The 14,216-nt window shown below is 63.5% G+C and carries 12 protein-coding genes; 6 read left to right on the top strand and 6 right to left on the bottom strand.

The window, feature by feature from the left end:
* Positions 1–58: 58 nt before the first annotated feature.
* From J3P88_RS09930 to codA, 5 genes are all read left to right on the top strand, one after another.
* On the top strand, positions 59–1,138 hold the full coding sequence (locus J3P88_RS09930; protein ID WP_186708715.1) for a patatin-like phospholipase family protein: 1,080 nt from the start codon (positions 59–61) through the stop codon (positions 1,136–1,138).
* A gap of 82 nt (positions 1,139–1,220) precedes the next feature.
* Positions 1,221–1,577 carry a 6-carboxytetrahydropterin synthase QueD gene (gene queD, locus J3P88_RS09925; RefSeq protein WP_003203918.1) on the top strand — a complete coding sequence of 119 codons (357 nt, stop codon included), beginning with the start codon at positions 1,221–1,223 and terminating at the stop codon, positions 1,575–1,577.
* A gap of 238 nt (positions 1,578–1,815) precedes the next feature.
* Positions 1,816–2,646: an alpha/beta fold hydrolase gene (locus J3P88_RS09920; RefSeq protein ID WP_434574950.1), complete on the top strand. Its 831-nt coding sequence runs from the start codon at positions 1,816–1,818 to the stop codon at positions 2,644–2,646.
* 279 nt (positions 2,647–2,925) lie between these two features.
* Positions 2,926–4,197 (top strand): cytosine permease, encoded by a 1,272-nt coding sequence (codB, locus tag J3P88_RS09915; protein WP_186708713.1) that lies wholly within the window; start codon positions 2,926–2,928, stop codon positions 4,195–4,197.
* Between the two features lie 12 nt (positions 4,198–4,209).
* Positions 4,210–5,457 carry a cytosine deaminase gene (gene codA, locus J3P88_RS09910; RefSeq protein ID WP_434574948.1) on the top strand — a complete coding sequence of 416 codons (1,248 nt, stop codon included), beginning with the start codon at positions 4,210–4,212 and terminating at the stop codon, positions 5,455–5,457.
* A gap of 208 nt (positions 5,458–5,665) precedes the next feature.
* Here the strand turns inward: codA and J3P88_RS09905 are convergent, their stop codons facing one another.
* Positions 5,666–6,658: a diaminopimelate epimerase gene (locus J3P88_RS09905; protein WP_434574947.1), complete on the bottom strand. Its 993-nt coding sequence runs from the start codon at positions 6,656–6,658 to the stop codon at positions 5,666–5,668.
* A 189-nt stretch (positions 6,659–6,847) separates the two neighbouring features.
* On the opposite strand from J3P88_RS09905, the gene J3P88_RS09900 reads away from it, so the two are divergent.
* On the top strand, positions 6,848–7,999 hold the full coding sequence (locus J3P88_RS09900; RefSeq protein ID WP_186730766.1) for an MFS transporter: 1,152 nt from the start codon (positions 6,848–6,850) through the stop codon (positions 7,997–7,999).
* Between the two features lie 208 nt (positions 8,000–8,207).
* On the opposite strand, the gene J3P88_RS09895 is transcribed toward J3P88_RS09900, so the two are convergent.
* From J3P88_RS09895 to J3P88_RS09875, 5 genes are all read right to left on the bottom strand, one after another.
* Positions 8,208–10,646 (bottom strand): TonB-dependent siderophore receptor, encoded by a 2,439-nt coding sequence (locus J3P88_RS09895; protein WP_434574945.1) that lies wholly within the window; start codon positions 10,644–10,646, stop codon positions 8,208–8,210.
* A gap of 97 nt (positions 10,647–10,743) precedes the next feature.
* Complete coding sequence (locus J3P88_RS09890; protein WP_186708705.1) at positions 10,744–11,727, bottom strand: FecR family protein; 984 nt, start codon at positions 11,725–11,727, stop codon at positions 10,744–10,746.
* 37 nt (positions 11,728–11,764) lie between these two features.
* Complete coding sequence (locus tag J3P88_RS09885) at positions 11,765–12,265, bottom strand: sigma-70 family RNA polymerase sigma factor (protein ID WP_186708703.1); 501 nt, start codon at positions 12,263–12,265, stop codon at positions 11,765–11,767.
* Between the two features lie 204 nt (positions 12,266–12,469).
* Positions 12,470–13,645 (bottom strand): hypothetical protein, encoded by a 1,176-nt coding sequence (locus J3P88_RS09880; RefSeq protein ID WP_434574943.1) that lies wholly within the window; start codon positions 13,643–13,645, stop codon positions 12,470–12,472.
* A gap of 10 nt (positions 13,646–13,655) precedes the next feature.
* The gene (locus J3P88_RS09875) at positions 13,656–14,078 is read right to left on the bottom strand and encodes an HPF/RaiA family ribosome-associated protein (protein ID WP_186730762.1); all 423 of its coding nucleotides are present in this window, start codon (positions 14,076–14,078) and stop codon (positions 13,656–13,658) included.
* Positions 14,079–14,216 lie beyond the last annotated feature (138 nt).

Below are 14,216 nucleotides of genomic sequence, written 5' to 3'. Positions count from 1 at the left end.
CGCTCCCACATTGACTTGTGTCGTTATAATCAGCCGCCTACCCGTATTCGAGCCCGGTATGACCGCTATCCACATCAAGTTTCCCGCCCTCACCCTCAAGGCCGGCCCCCGTGCGTTCGGACGGATTCGCCAGGCCGGCTTGAACGCCGTCGACGTCGGCATCCTGCCGGGCGCCGCCGGCGGCCCCAAGGCCCTGGGCATCCAGGGGCTCGATCTTGCGCTGTTCGGCGAATGGCTACCCGCCGCGCCCCGGGAGCGCTCGCTGATCGGGGCCTCGGTGGGGGCGTGGCGCTTCGCCAGCGCCTGCCTGCCGGATGCCGCCGAAGGGATCCGACGCCTGGGCACTTTGTACAACGAACAAAGCTTCGCCAAAGGCGTGACCATGGCCGGGGTCAGCCAGAGTTCGCAGCGCATGCTCGATGACTTGCTCGACGGCCGCGACACTTCGATCCTCGACAACCCGCGATACCGGCTCAACATCATGGTCGTCAAGAGCCATGGTCTGCTCGCCCAGGATCATCGCGGCCGGCTGGGCCTGGGATTGTCGTCGGTGATCGCCGACAACCTGCGGGGCCGTGGGCGGTTGTCGCGGCATTTCGAACGGTTGATCATCCATGACCCGCGCCTGGCCCCACCCCTGCATCCGCTGAATGACTTTCCGTCGCGCTTCGTGCCCCTGGCGGCCGGCAACCTGCGCCAGGCCCTGCTGGCTTCGGGCTCGATCCCGATGGTCATGGAAGGCGTGCGCGACCTGCCGGGTGCCGGTGCCGGCACCTTTCGCGACGGCGGTTTGCTGGACTATCACCTGGACTTGCCGTACAGCGGCGAGGATATCGTACTGTACCCGCACTTCACCGACCGGGTCATTCCCGGCTGGTTCGACAAGGGCCTGCCGTGGCGCCGGGGCAACGTCGAACGCCTGCAAGACGTGTTGCTGCTGGCACCGTCCCGGGAATACCTGGCGCGCCTGCCCTACGGCAAGCTGCCGGACCGCAACGATTTCAAGCGTTTCATGGGCGATGACTCGAGCCGCCGCAAGTATTGGCGCACGGCGATGGATGAGAGCCGGCGGCTCGGTGATGAGTTTCTGGAGCTGACGGCCAACGGTGGCTTGGGCGAGCGTTTGCTGACCCTTTAGTCAGCACGGTCGCGCAACGCCGTGATCAAACTGATAAACTCCGCCGCCTGCCTCGCGACCGATATCTAAAGAGCCCGAACCTGTGGAAATCTTCAAAGAGTTTACCTTCGAATCCGCCCACCGCCTGCCCCACGTGCCGGACGGCCACAAGTGCGGCCGCCTTCACGGTCACTCGTTCAAGGTGGCGATCCACCTGAGCGGCGATATCGATCCGCACACCGGCTGGATTCGTGACTTCTCGGAGATCAAGGCGATCTTCAAACCGCTCTACGAACGCCTGGACCACAACTACCTCAACGACATCCCTGGCCTGGAAAACCCCACCAGTGAAGTCTTGGCCAAGTGGATCTGGAATGAGTTGAAGCCGTTGCTGCCGGAACTCAGCGCCATCCGCATCCACGAGACCTGCACCAGCGGTTGCATTTACCACGGCGAATAAGACAGGTGCTGCTTCCTGGCCTGGGAGCCTTCTGTGGCGAGGGAGCTTGCTCCCGCTGGGCTGCGAAGCAGCCCCATCCAAAAGGCCACTCAATCCGCCTGAAACACCGCGCCGCCAGGTTTCAGGGCCGCTTCGCGCCCCAGCGGGAGCAAGCTCCCTCGCCACAAAGGTGTCTCCCCTGCTGAATCGCATTGGCCTATGCTTGGTCCCCTGAGCCATTTTCAGGGGAGTATCAAGCATGACCCACTGGCCGCTGGATCAAACTTACGACTTCAACGGACACCCCATCCGCTATGCCATCCACGGCGATGGCCCGCCGCTGGTGTTCGTCCACGGCACGCCCTTCTCTTCCTACGTGTGGCACCGCATCGCCCCGCTGTTCTTCGCCACCCACCGGGTGCATTACTTCGACCTGCTGGGGTATGGCCAGTCCGCCCAGCCCGATGCCGACGTGTCCCTCGGTGTGCAAAACCATCTGCTTGCGCAATTGCTGGAGCACTGGGGCCTGGATTGCCCGGACGTGGTGGCCCATGACTTCGGCGGCGCCACGGTCCTGCGTACGCATTTGCTCAACGGCAAGGACTATCGCAGCCTGACCCTGATCGATCCTGTGGCGCTATCGCCCTGGGGTTCGCCCTTCGTGCAGCATGTCCGTCAGCACGAAGCGGCCTTCAGCGGCCTGCCCGACTACATCCAACGGGCCATCGTGCCGACCTATATTCGCGGCGCGATCAAACGGGACATCCCGGACGCCGAACTGGCGCCCTACGTGCAACCATGGCTTGGCGAACCGGGCCAGGCGGCGCTCTACCGGCAGATCGCCCAGATGGACGAGCGCTATACCCGCGAGGTCGAAGGCCTGTACCCGACCGTGCGCTGCCCGACCCAGATCCTCTGGGGCGAGGAGGACCCGTGGATCCCCATCGAGCGCGGCCGGGCCCTGCACCAACTGATTCCAGGGGCGCAACTGCACCCGGTGCCGAATGCCGGGCATCTGGTCCAGGAAGATGCGCCGGAAGCGGTGGTTGCGGCGGTGTTGCGGTTTCTGGCGTTGCGTTCCCCGACCTGAAGAACACTGCATTCCCCCTGTGGGAGCGGGCTTGCTCGCGAAGGCGGTGTATCAGTTATGAATACATCGGCTGACACACCGCCTTCGCGAGCAAGCCCGCTCCCACAAGGGAGAGATCGTAGACTGAGAGAACTGTGTTCCAACTTGAATCACCACTGCACCGCTTTCGCCCCCTTCGCCCACCCAATCCCCAGGATTGTCTATAAATAACCTCACGCTCACCCGTTTGGCACGGCCGCTGCACGCTTGCGACATCCCCTCTTCCGCAAGGACCGCCACATGACTCAGAACGATCCGGGCAATGACTATCCCCTGAGCGAAGTACCGCTGCACGCGCGCAAGGGCCTGGCTTCCACGGCCATGGTGCTGCTGGGTTTCACCTTTTTCACCGCCACGATGTTTGCCGGTGGCAAGCTCGGCGTGGCGTTCAGTTTTGCCGAGATGCTCACGGTCATCGTCATCGGCAATCTGCTGCTGGGTCTCTATGCCGCCGGCCTGGGTTACATCGCCTTCAAGAGCGGACTCAATTCGGTATTGATGGGCCGTTTCTGTTTCGGCGAGGTGGGCAGCAAGCTCAGTGACTTGATCCTGGGGTTCACCCAGATCGGCTGGTACGCCTGGGGCACGGCGACAGCCGCGGTGGTGCTGGGCAAGTATTTCGAATTGGGCCAGGGCACGGTGCTGTGGCTGATGGTGCTGTTCGGCCTGGGGTTCTGTGCCACGGCCTATGTTGGTTATCGTGGCCTGGAAATTCTCTCGTATCTCGCCGTGCCGGCCATGATGTTGCTGCTGATGCTGTCGATGTGGGTCGCCACGGTGAAGGTCGGTGGCTTCGAGGGCTTGCTGGCGGTGGTGCCCACCGGCAGCCTCGATTGGTCCACCGCCATCACCCTGGTGTTCGGCACCTTCGTCAGCGGCGCGACCCAGGCGACCAACTGGACGCGGTTCTCCCGCTCGGCGAAGGTCGCGGTGCTGGCGAGCCTGATCGGTTTTTTCCTGGGCAACGGTTTGATGGTGCTGATCGGCGCCTACGGGGCCATCGTCTATCAACAACCGGACGTGGTCGAAGTGTTGCTGCTGCAGGGCTTCGCCATGGCGGCGATGGCGATGCTGCTGCTCAACATCTGGAGCACCCAGGACAACACTATCTACAACTTCGCCGTGGCCGGCTGCAACCTGCTGCGCACCCGCCGGCGCAGAGCCGTGACCCTCGGCGGCGCGGTGATCGGCACGTTGCTGGCGCTGCTGGGCATGTATGACCTGCTGGTTCCGTACCTGATTCTGCTGGGCACCGTGATCCCGCCCATTGGCGGGGTGATCATGGCCGATTTCTTCTTCCGCTGGCGCGGCCGTTATCCGCGCCTGGCCGAAGCCCGGTTGCCAGCGTTCAACTGGCCGGGGCTGGCGGCCTATGGGCTCGGCACGCTCGCCGCGTTCAATTCGCCGTGGGTCGCGCCACTGGTAGGAATCGCCACCGGCGCGCTAACGTATGTGCTATTGATCGGCGTAATGGGTACCCGCACCGCTGACGCGCCCCTACAAGACCTATAAAGGATTCGCCCGATGCACATCATCAACGCCCGCCTGCGCAACCGCGAAGGCTTGCATGAACTGCACCTGGAAAACGGCCTGATCGCCAGCATCGCCCGCCAGACCGAGGCCCCCAGCCTCGGCCCGGAAGACCTCGATGCCGGCGGCAACCTGGTGGTCCCGCCCTTCATCGAACCGCACATCCACCTGGACGCCACCCTCACCGCCGGCGAGCCGCGCTGGAACATGAGCGGCACGTTGTTCGAAGGCATCGAGTGCTGGGGCGAACGCAAGGCCACCATCACCCAGGAAGACACCAGCACCCGCGCCAAGAAAACCATCCAGGCCCTCGCCGCCCATGGCATCCAGCATGTGCGTACCCACGTCGACGTGACCGACCCCGAACTCACCGCCCTCAAGGCAATGCTGGAGGTGCGCGAGCAAAGCCGTCACTTGATCGACATGCAGATCGTCGCGTTCCCCCAGGAAGGCATCGAGTCCTACCGCAACGGCCGCGAGCTGATGGAAGAAGCGATCCGCATGGGTGCCGACGTGGTGGGCGGCATTCCCCACTTCGAATACACCCGCGACCAAGGCGTCAGCTCGGTGAAGTTCCTGATGGACCTGGCCGAACGTACCGGGTGCCTGGTGGATGTACATTGCGACGAAACCGACGACCCGCATTCGCGCTTTCTCGAAGTGCTCGCCGAAGAAGCCCGCAGCCGCGACATGGGCGCCCGCGTCACCGCCAGCCATACCACGGCGATGGGCTCCTACGACAACGCCTATTGCGCCAAGCTGTTCCGCCTGCTCGGGCACTCGGGCATCAATTTTGTCTCTTGCCCGACCGAAAGCATCCACCTGCAAGGCCGCTTCGACACCTTTCCCAAACGCCGCGGCGTCACCCGGGTCAATGAGCTGCTCGAAGCCGGGATGAATGTGTGTTTCGGCCAGGACTCCATCGTCGACCCGTGGTACCCATTGGGCAACGGCAACATCCTGCGGGTGCTGGAAGCGGGGCTGCATATCTGCCACATGCTCGGCTATCGCAACCTGCAAAGCGCCCTCGACCTGGTCACCGACAACAGCGCCAAGGCCATGAACCTGGGCGAGCGCTACGGACTGGAACCGGGCCGCCCGGCGAACTTGCTGATCCTTTCAGCGGACAGCGATTACGAAGTGATTCGCAGCCAAGGGTTGCCGCTCTACTCGATTCGCAATGGCGAAGTGCTGATGAAGCGGCAGATGCCGGTGGTGGAGTTTGCCCAGCAGCCAGGCTGACTCCCCAATACCTTGTGGGAGCGAGCCTGCTCGCGATGGCGGTGGGTCAGTTGCATCAAGGTTGGATGTGCCGCCGTCTTCGCGAGCAAGCCCGCTCCCACAAGGGGCCTTCGGTGATCACAAATGTTGTGTCCGACACCGGTCCACTGTGGGAGCGGGCTTGCTCGCGAAGACGGCCTCGGCCACACCGCAAAACTTCCAGAAGCGCTTATGGCACAAGCCGCGCCGCACCAAACAACCTGACCCGCACCAGTTCCCCCGCCTCTTCCTCCAACAAGATCGGCGCAGTACCGCCGGGCATCACCACCCTCACCGCCCCCGCCTTCACCCAACCCACCCGCCAGGCGGCACTGGCCACGGCGCTGGCGCTGGTGCCCGAGGACGCGGTAGGGCCTTCGCCCCGCTCAAACACCCGGGCGGCGATTTGCCCTTCGGCTTCGAGCCGGGCCCATTGCAGATTCACCCCCCTGGTGCATGGAACACCAGCCCCACCGGGCACCGCATAAGCGATGCGGGTCAAGCCCCGTGACAGCGCCGCAGCACGCATCTGCGCATTGCTTGGCAACGCCTCGCCCCCCTCCACCAACGTCACGCAATGCGGATTGCCCATGTTCACGAACTGACTGTTGCCCCACGCCGGGTCCAACCTTTCAAGCGCCGCCACACGGCTGACATCACGCTGGTTGAACATCACCCGCTCGACCTCCTGGGCGCCAACGGCCTGGGGCCCGAACAGCGGTTTGCCCAGGTCCAGCCAGAAACCTTGCACCCCTTCGAATCCAGCGGCGCGAACCGAGGTTTGCAGCGGTGACACGCCGTCGGGTTTATCGTGATGAACCTGCAGCACGCAATCACCAGGCGCCGCCATCAAGCCTTGTTCTTGCAGGGCCTGGGAGAAAATCGTCAAGCCATTGCCACTGCGCTCGGCCAATGTCCCGTCGGTATTGACGATCAACAGATCAAAGGGTGGCTCGTTCTGGAACGGGCCAATCAGCAAACCATCACTGCGATGGGCCTTGGCATCCGGCGGCGCTTCGCCCGGCGCCCAGGCGCAGAAGGCGTGCACGACCGCCGTTGCCCAGGATTCGCGAGCCTGTGCGGCCTGGGCGGCTGACTGGGGCAGAGCAATGCCGTGATCACGCACCTGCTGCGGTGAAACGACCCCATAAATATTTCCGCGTGCGTCATAAAACTGCGTCATGGACCAGACCCAATATCAACCAGCAAGGGCCGCTACTTTATGTCGGCAAAGGCCGGGGGAGCAAAGTTGGCTGGGCAACCCGGCCATTCCCGTCGGCACCTTGGGGTCGCGGTGCGGTCAGTGGATATGCAAGCATAGGCCCCCTGCCTGCATCACCGCACCGCACCGCACGAAAGCCAAGGACGTTTCATGACTGCCATCACGCCCCCGCCTACCTTTGTCCCCGGACGCCTGGAACAAATGTCCACCCGCATCGCCTATCTCATCGCCGGCATCGGCATCGCCGCCTGGGCGCCGCTGGTGCCTTACGCCAAGGTGCGGGCGAACCTGGATGAAGGCACCCTCGGCTTGCTGCTGCTATGCCTTGGGGTCGGGTCGATCCTGGCGATGCCGATTTCCGGCGCGCTGGCGACGCGGTTCGGCTGCCGTCGGGTGCTCAGCGGCGGCACGATCCTGATCTGCCTGGCGTTGCCATTGCTGGCGACGATGACCTCCCTGCCCTGGCTGGTGGCTGCGCTGTTCCTGTTTGGCGCCGGGCTCGGCACCGTGGACTCGACCGTGAACCTGCAAGCGGTGATCGTCGAGCGGGCCAGCGGCAAGACCATGATGTCGGGTTTCCACGGCATGTTCAGCCTTGGCGGGATCATTGGCGCAGCCGGAGTGAGCGCCCTGCTCGGCCTGGGACTTTCGCCGCTGGGGGCGACGTTGGTGGTCAATGGGGTGCTGTTGGTGGCGTTGTTCAAGGCGGCGCCGCACCTGTTGCCGTATGGCAGTGAAAGCTCGGGACCGGCGTTTGCCATTCCCCATGGCGTGGTGCTGTTTATCGGCATCCTGTGTTTCATCGTGTTCCTGGCTGAAGGCGCGGTGCTGGACTGGAGCGCGGTGTTCCTGACCACCGAGCGCGCGGTGGATACCGCCTATGCCGGGTTGGGTTATGCCGCGTTCGCGCTGACCATGACCGTAGGCCGCCTGACCGGCGACGCGGTGGTGCATCGCCTGGGCGCCAGACGCGTGATCATCTACGGCGGGTCGATCGCTGCGGCGGGGTTCCTGCTGGCGACCCTCGCACCGATGTGGCAAGCAGCGTTGCTGGGGTATGCGTTGGTGGGCGCCGGCTGTTCGAACATCGTGCCGGTGTTGTACACCGCTGTCGGCAAACAGACCCTGATGCCGGAAGCGATCGCCGTGCCGGCCATCACCACCATCGGCTACGCCGGCATCCTCGCCGGCCCGGCGCTGATCGGTTTCGTTGCCCATGGCAGCAGCTTGAGCATTGCCTTCGGGCTGATTGCGCTATCGCTGGTGGCGGTGGCGGCCAGTGGGAAAGTGTTGAAGGTCTGAGGCCTGGCACCGCTTGTTGAGGCCTCATCCCATTCCCTGTGGCGAGGGAGCTTGCTCCCGCTCGGCTGCGAAGCAGTCGTAAACCTGTGGATGCGGTGTTCAGTAGGTTTTGGGGCCGCTTCGCGGCCCAGCGGGAGCAAGCTCCCTCGCCACAGGAGGGTATTGAGCTGCAAAAGCTGTTTTCAGCCCCTGGAATCTGGGTTCCAGATCAGAACCCCACACTCGCCTGCACAAAGAACGTGCGCGGTGCGCCGACGTAGATGCCCGAGTTGTTGTCGCTGGAGCGGGTGTAGTACTGGTGGTCGAACAGGTTTTTCACCCCGGCGCCGACTTTCAGGTTCGACAGTTGCTCGCCGAAGTCATAGCCGGCGCGCACGTTCCAGAGCACGTAACCCGGCATGTCGCCGTATTGCCCATCGGCGGTGCCATCGGTGATGTAGTCGCCGCTGAAGCTGCCATCGGCGTTCACGCTGTTGCCCGGTGAGCGTTGCTTGGACTGGGCGAAGGCGTCGAGGTTGTAGGTCCAGCGGTTGACCTCGTACCGCAGGCCCATGTTGGCCACCTGGCGGGAATAGAACGGCAGGTCACGGCCCTTGAAGCTGGGGATCTCACCTTCATACGTCGCCCGGGTGTAGGTGAAACCGGCGGTGGCGGTGAGGCCTTCGAGGCGAGGGTCGAGCGCGGCCATGTCGTAGTGCACGGAAGCTTCCAGGCCTTGGTGCTTGGTGGCGCCCATGTTGGTCCAGCCCACGTCGTTGCTGATGTACTGCAGCTCGTCGTCGAAGTCGATGTAGAACAGCGTCACTTCCCCGCCCCACACGTCATCGTTGTGACGCGTACCGATCTCGTAGGTCTTGGCCTTTTCCGGGCTCAAGCCGTTGGCGGTGTTGTTGCCGTCGCCCCCTTGGCCGAGCTGGAAATATTGCAGGCTGCCGAACGAGGTTTCGTAGTTGGCGAACAGCTTCCAGGCGTCCGACAGGTGATACATCACGCTCAGGGCCGGCAGCGGCTCGTTGCTGTCGATGCTGCGGCGTTTTTCCTCCACGGGACGGCCGGCGGTGTCGAGCACCGGACGGTCGTGCCATTCGGTGCTGATGCTTTCGAAGCGGATGCCCGGGGTGATGGTCCATTTGCCGACATCGATCTTGTCATCGATATACACCGCGTGGGCTTCAGTGCCGCCGGTACGGTCCTGGTAGACGTGGCCGTCGGAACCCGGGCCCACCACTGGCTTGTTATCCACCAACGCCAGGCGGCTAGCCTCTTCGTGCATGCCTTCCTTCAAGTAGCGATAACCGACGCTGGCTTCCTGGGTGGTGGGCCCCAGGTCAAACACGTGGGAGACCCGAGGCTCGATGCCGAAGGTGTAATAGGTGCGCGGGTAGGACACCAGGTTGCGCTGGTCCCGGGAGGCAATGGTGCTGCCACGGTAGCTGTCGGAGTAATAGGTCAGCACCTCGGCCTGGGTGCGCTCGTTGATCTCGCGGATCCATTTGAACGACACGTCCTTGCGCCGGCCGCTGAAGTTGTCCCAGTCGCGGTCGGACTGGTACGGGTCCGCATCGTATTGGGCCTGTTTCAGACCGCCGGGCATGTCGGCCTTGGCGTCGTAATAGTGGAAATTCAGCGAGAAGTCGTCGACGTCGGTCGGTGCCCAATGGGTCTTGAGGATCACGTCGTCGATGTCGTTGCCGTTGTTGCTCTGGCGATAGCCGTTGCCGTTGACGCCCGAATACAACAGCGCCACGCCCAGGCCGTTGTCGGCAGTGCCACCGAGGAAAGCCGTGTCGATGTGTTTCCAACCACCGCGCTGGGAGGTTTCCAGGGTGGTGCCGATTTCACCGGTGGCTTTTTCCGGAATGGCACGGGTCACGAAGTTGATCACCCCGCCAACGTTCTGCGGCCCGTAGCGCACGGAACCGGCGCCGCGCACCACGTCGATGCTGTCCAGGTTGCCCGAGGAAATCGGCGCCATGGACAGTTGCGGCTGGCCGTAGGGCGCGAATGCCGCCGGTACGCCGTCGATCAACACCGTGGAGCGTGGTGACAAGCGCGAGGTCAGGCCGCGCACGCCGACGTTCAGGGAAATATCGCTGCCGCCGGTGCCGTTGGCGTCCTGGACCTGCACACCCGGTACGCGGCGCAGCACATCGCCGACATTCATGGCGCCCTGCTCCACCATCGCTTCGCGGCGGATCACCGTACGCGCACCGGCGTGGTTCTGCACCACCTCGGCATTGGCGTCGCCGAGCCAGTCACCGACCACCTGGATCTCAGTGGCACCCAGTTCCAGCGGGCCAGCGCTGGAGGCCGAGGGCGCCGGCAACACGGTCGCCGAACCATTATCGATCTGGTATTGCAGGCCGCTGCCCTGGAGCAATTGGCGCAAGGCCGCCTCCGGGGACAGGTTGCCGTCCACCGCCGGCGCTTGCTTGCCCGCCACCAGCTCGGGGCTGAAGAACACCTGCAACGCGGTTTGCTGGCCGAGCTGGCTCAAGGCTTGGCCCAACGGCTGCGCCTGGATGTGAATGGCGGTGGCGGCCTGGGCGGCGAACGCCTGGGGCACTGCGGCGCTGACCGCCAGGGTCAGGGCCAGCGGCAGCCAGCGTGCCGGGGTACGGTTGTGGTGTTTGGCGGTTTTTTTCACGTCGAACCTTGTCCTGTTGATCGCAAGAATACGCGTCTGTTAATGCAAACCAGTTGCAGTTGGACAAGAAGACGATGAACTCGGAAAAAACCTGAATTTATTTCGAAATTATTTCCTGGCTGCCGTCATCCAGCGTGCGCACGGCCACCGGCAGAATGTTCGGCAGCGCCTTGAGCAGTGCCTCGGGATCGTCGGCGCGGAACACGCTGGTCAGGCGCAGGTTGCCCACCGCCGCGCTGCCGACCCGCAGGGGCTGGGTGCGATAGCGGGAAACTTCTTCAACCACATCCTTGAGCGGCGCGTTGTCGAACACCAGTTTGCCGCTGCGCCAGGCGGTGAGCGCCTCGGCGTTGACCGCGTAAGGCGTGGCGACTTGGCCCTGGGCATCAATCTGGGTGCCCAGGCCCGCCGTCAGGCTGACGAACCGAGCCGGCGGCGCGGCGCGTCCCTGGACCTTGACGCTGCCCTGCGCCACCGCAATCCGAGTCCTGTCGGCGTCACGGCGCACATCGAAGCGCGTTCCGGTCACCGTCACCTGGCCGTTGCCCGTCTCGACGGTGAAGGGCCGGCCCGCATCATGCTCGACCGTGAACAAGGCCTCGCCTTCGGCCAGTTCCACCCGGCGTTGACGGTGTGCGAATTCAATCCGCACGCGGCTGCGGCTGTTGAGGTCGATCACCGAGCCGTCCGGCAGGGCAATATGCCGACGCTCGCCGAAGGCGGTGGCGTATTCGCCGCTGTAGTCGGTGGAAGAACTCAAGCCGCTGAACAGCCCCAACCCCAAGGCCACCGCGAACAATCCGGCGGCAACGGCGTAGCGCAACAGCGGCCGACGCTTGGGACGTTCGGCAGGTGGTTCGCACAAGGCTTGCAGGCGTTCCTTGGGCAGCAGGTCGGTGGCGCTCCAGATGCCCTGGAGCAACTGGATTTCGTCGCGGTGGTTGGGATGTTCGTCCAGCCAGGCGTTGAAAGCCTGGCGCTCCTCGATACTCATGGCGGGCGCTTGCAAACGCACGAACCAATGCGCCGCCGCGTCGCGAACCCTGTCCTGCCCGCACGGGCATTCACGGCTATCCATCATGGAAGGTCCTGTGGCTCAGGTGAAAGAGGGCGACGGATCATTGGCCTGGTCCGTCCAGGCGATCGCGCAGATGCCGCAGGGTGCGGATCATATACTTTTCCACCATGTTTTTTGACAGGCCCAGGCGCTCGGCGATTTCCGCCTGGGTCAGGCCTTCGATCTTCTGCCAGACGAACACCGTGCGGCAGTTGGCAGGCAGCTCGGCAAGCGCCCGCTCGATGGAGTCCGCCAGTTGGATCGCGTGCATGAAATGCTCCGGGTCGCCCGAAAACGACTGACCAGGGTCGATGACAGCCTCTTCCATGGCCCCCCGTCGATCTTCGCGCCGATAGCCATCCACTGCAATGTTGCGCGCCGTCTGATGCAAATAGGCCCGCGGCAGCTCGACCCCGCTCGAATCGGCCTCAAGCACCCGTACGAAGGTGTCGTGGGCCAGGTCCTCGGCCTGCTGGCGATTGCGCAGGCGACGGGTCCAGGTGCCGATCAACTCTTCGTAATGCTCGAAAAAGCCGGGTCTGCGGGGCAGCTTGGGGGTCATCACGGCGCGCTGTGGAAACGGGGCGTGAATAGTAATGCTTCCTATTAATAGGAAGCAAACGCCGTCCGACCGCCTGACATAAAAATAATGTGGGAGCGGGCTTGCTCGCGAAGGCGGCAGCACATTCGAGAATGATGTCGCCTGACACGCCGCTTTCGCGAGCAAGCCCGCTCCCACAGGGTTTAGCGCTAAACCACGATTGAACTAGAACCGGCACACCGCCGCCGCGCCCGTGCCGGTCGGCATCACATGCTCGGGTGGAATCACCACCACTTCGCCCCCCTGCCGGGTCACGGCCAGGATCAGTTCATCCAGTACATCCGGGGCCAGTTCATCGCCGCTCTCGTCAATCAGCAACCGTCCCTTGTCCAAGTCGAGCTGGCCAGGAACCTGGCGCTCGGCCTCCACCAGCAGCAGCGCGACGCGGCCTTCCCTGGCGGCCTTGGCGATGTCGGCCAGGTTATCCAGTGCCCGTCCCTGCCCCACCGCGATGCCGTAGCGATTCAAGCTGTCGACAACGTGATCGGCATAGCTGTGGGCCATGAGCTTCGAGCAGTGGACACGCAACGCCTCGACGCCAAGCCTGGACGGGTCAATCTCGATCCCCTGGGGCAGCAGTTGCGAGTTGTGGCTGACGGCACGGAACACGGCCTGGTTTTCCGGCAGGGCCACCAGGATCATGGGCAGCCCTGAAGGTTGTGAATGGTATTGCAGGATCGCTTTATCCACGACGCGGAAAAAGCGCTCGCGGTCGAGGTTGATTTCGTCCTGCTTACCGCCGCCGGCGGCCTCATGCATCATCGCATCGCCACGCTCGCCACTGCGGCTGAAACCGTTAGGAAAACCCTGTTGGTTGCCCGGGGTCAGCTCGTCGCCCAGGGCCTCGTTCTGGTTGCGCGGCACCTGCTCGGCCAGCTCGATTTTCTCTAGCTGCTCCGAGGAGCCTTCATACAGCCAGACTTCGTTGCGGGTCAGGCACAGCGCTTGATAACGGTCGGTGGATTGGACCAGCCGCAACAACGGCTTGAGATAAGGGTGACTGTTGGCAACGGCGCGTTGCGGCAAGCGTTGATTCACCGCAATGACTTTGAAGTAGTCGCGGGCGCCGAACACCGCAATGCCGTCCCGATTAGAGTTCCAGAAGTCCTGGTCGTCCACCAACGCGTGAAAAGACTGGAGCAACGGCGCACCGTCAAGGTCCGGGTGCTGTTGTTCCAGTTGCGCCTGCAGGTCGCGAACCAGGTTCTTGTAGCGGATCGGGTCCTGGCTGCGTTCAGGGAATGTACGGTGCGTGGGCATGTACAACGAAAGACTCGGCTGTTCGTCGAACGCCAGGAGTTCGGCCAATACCTGCCGGTTGAAAGGTTGATGAGCGGTCATGATCGCCTCCTTATTCTTTGCCACGCGCCTCTTGGTTTTCGAGGAAATCTTCCTCCAGCATCGCGTCCACCACCTCGGGTGGTGCTTCATCAGTGGGCGCAGTCACGCGTCCCATCGGTTCGATGGCGGGGTTGAGTTTGCCGATCTGATGATCGAGCGCGTGCAGCATTTTATCGGCGGCGCCCTCCACGGCCAGTTCGAGGCTTGCGGCCTTGTGGGAGACAGACATCGGCGAGAGCCCTTGCAGGCGTGCCTCGATCTGGCAGCGCTTGTCGGCAGCGCCGCCCTTTTGGGCATTCTCATCGCTGACATGAACTTCAACCCGGGCCAGTTGCCCCTCGAAACGCTGCAGCGTGTCCACCACCGTACCGCCCACCCACTCCTGCAGGCGGGCGCTGCCTTCGATATCGTTGCTATTGACTTGAACTTGCATGATCGACTCCTTTGCAAAAGACGGCTGACGCCGCCTGTTGTAGGTAGAAGAAGATCAAACGGGCGAAGTTCCCAGCGCGGGATGACTGGAGCCTGGGCGCCTAGGAAAGAGCCTATCGATGATCAATCTGTGGGAGCG

The organism is Pseudomonas sp. Z3-6 (assembly GCF_051131985.1).
In the GTDB taxonomy this organism is placed as follows: domain Bacteria; phylum Pseudomonadota; class Gammaproteobacteria; order Pseudomonadales; family Pseudomonadaceae; genus Aquipseudomonas; species Aquipseudomonas zanjanensis.
The sequence above is the reverse complement of the archived record's forward strand: the minus strand, read 5'-3'. Positions and strand labels throughout refer to the sequence as shown.

Bases quoted from the DNA above. Each gene is read 5' to 3' on its own strand.
- J3P88_RS09930 (WP_186708715.1), top strand. From the start codon at position 59: ATGACCGCTATCCACATCAAGTTTCCCGCCCTCACCCTCAAGGCCGGC.
- J3P88_RS09920 (WP_434574950.1), top strand. From the start codon at position 1,816: ATGACCCACTGGCCGCTGGATCAAACTTACGACTTCAACGGACACCCC.
- codB (WP_186708713.1), top strand. From the start codon at position 2,926: ATGACTCAGAACGATCCGGGCAATGACTATCCCCTGAGCGAAGTACCG.
- codA (WP_434574948.1), top strand. From the start codon at position 4,210: ATGCACATCATCAACGCCCGCCTGCGCAACCGCGAAGGCTTGCATGAA.
- J3P88_RS09905 (WP_434574947.1), bottom strand. From the start codon at position 6,658: ATGACGCAGTTTTATGACGCACGCGGAAATATTTATGGGGTCGTTTCA.
- J3P88_RS09900 (WP_186730766.1), top strand. From the start codon at position 6,848: ATGACTGCCATCACGCCCCCGCCTACCTTTGTCCCCGGACGCCTGGAA.
- J3P88_RS09890 (WP_186708705.1), bottom strand. From the start codon at position 11,727: ATGATGGATAGCCGTGAATGCCCGTGCGGGCAGGACAGGGTTCGCGAC.
- J3P88_RS09885 (WP_186708703.1), bottom strand. From the start codon at position 12,265: ATGACCCCCAAGCTGCCCCGCAGACCCGGCTTTTTCGAGCATTACGAA.
- J3P88_RS09880 (WP_434574943.1), bottom strand. From the start codon at position 13,645: ATGACCGCTCATCAACCTTTCAACCGGCAGGTATTGGCCGAACTCCTG.
- J3P88_RS09875 (WP_186730762.1), bottom strand. From the start codon at position 14,078: ATGCAAGTTCAAGTCAATAGCAACGATATCGAAGGCAGCGCCCGCCTG.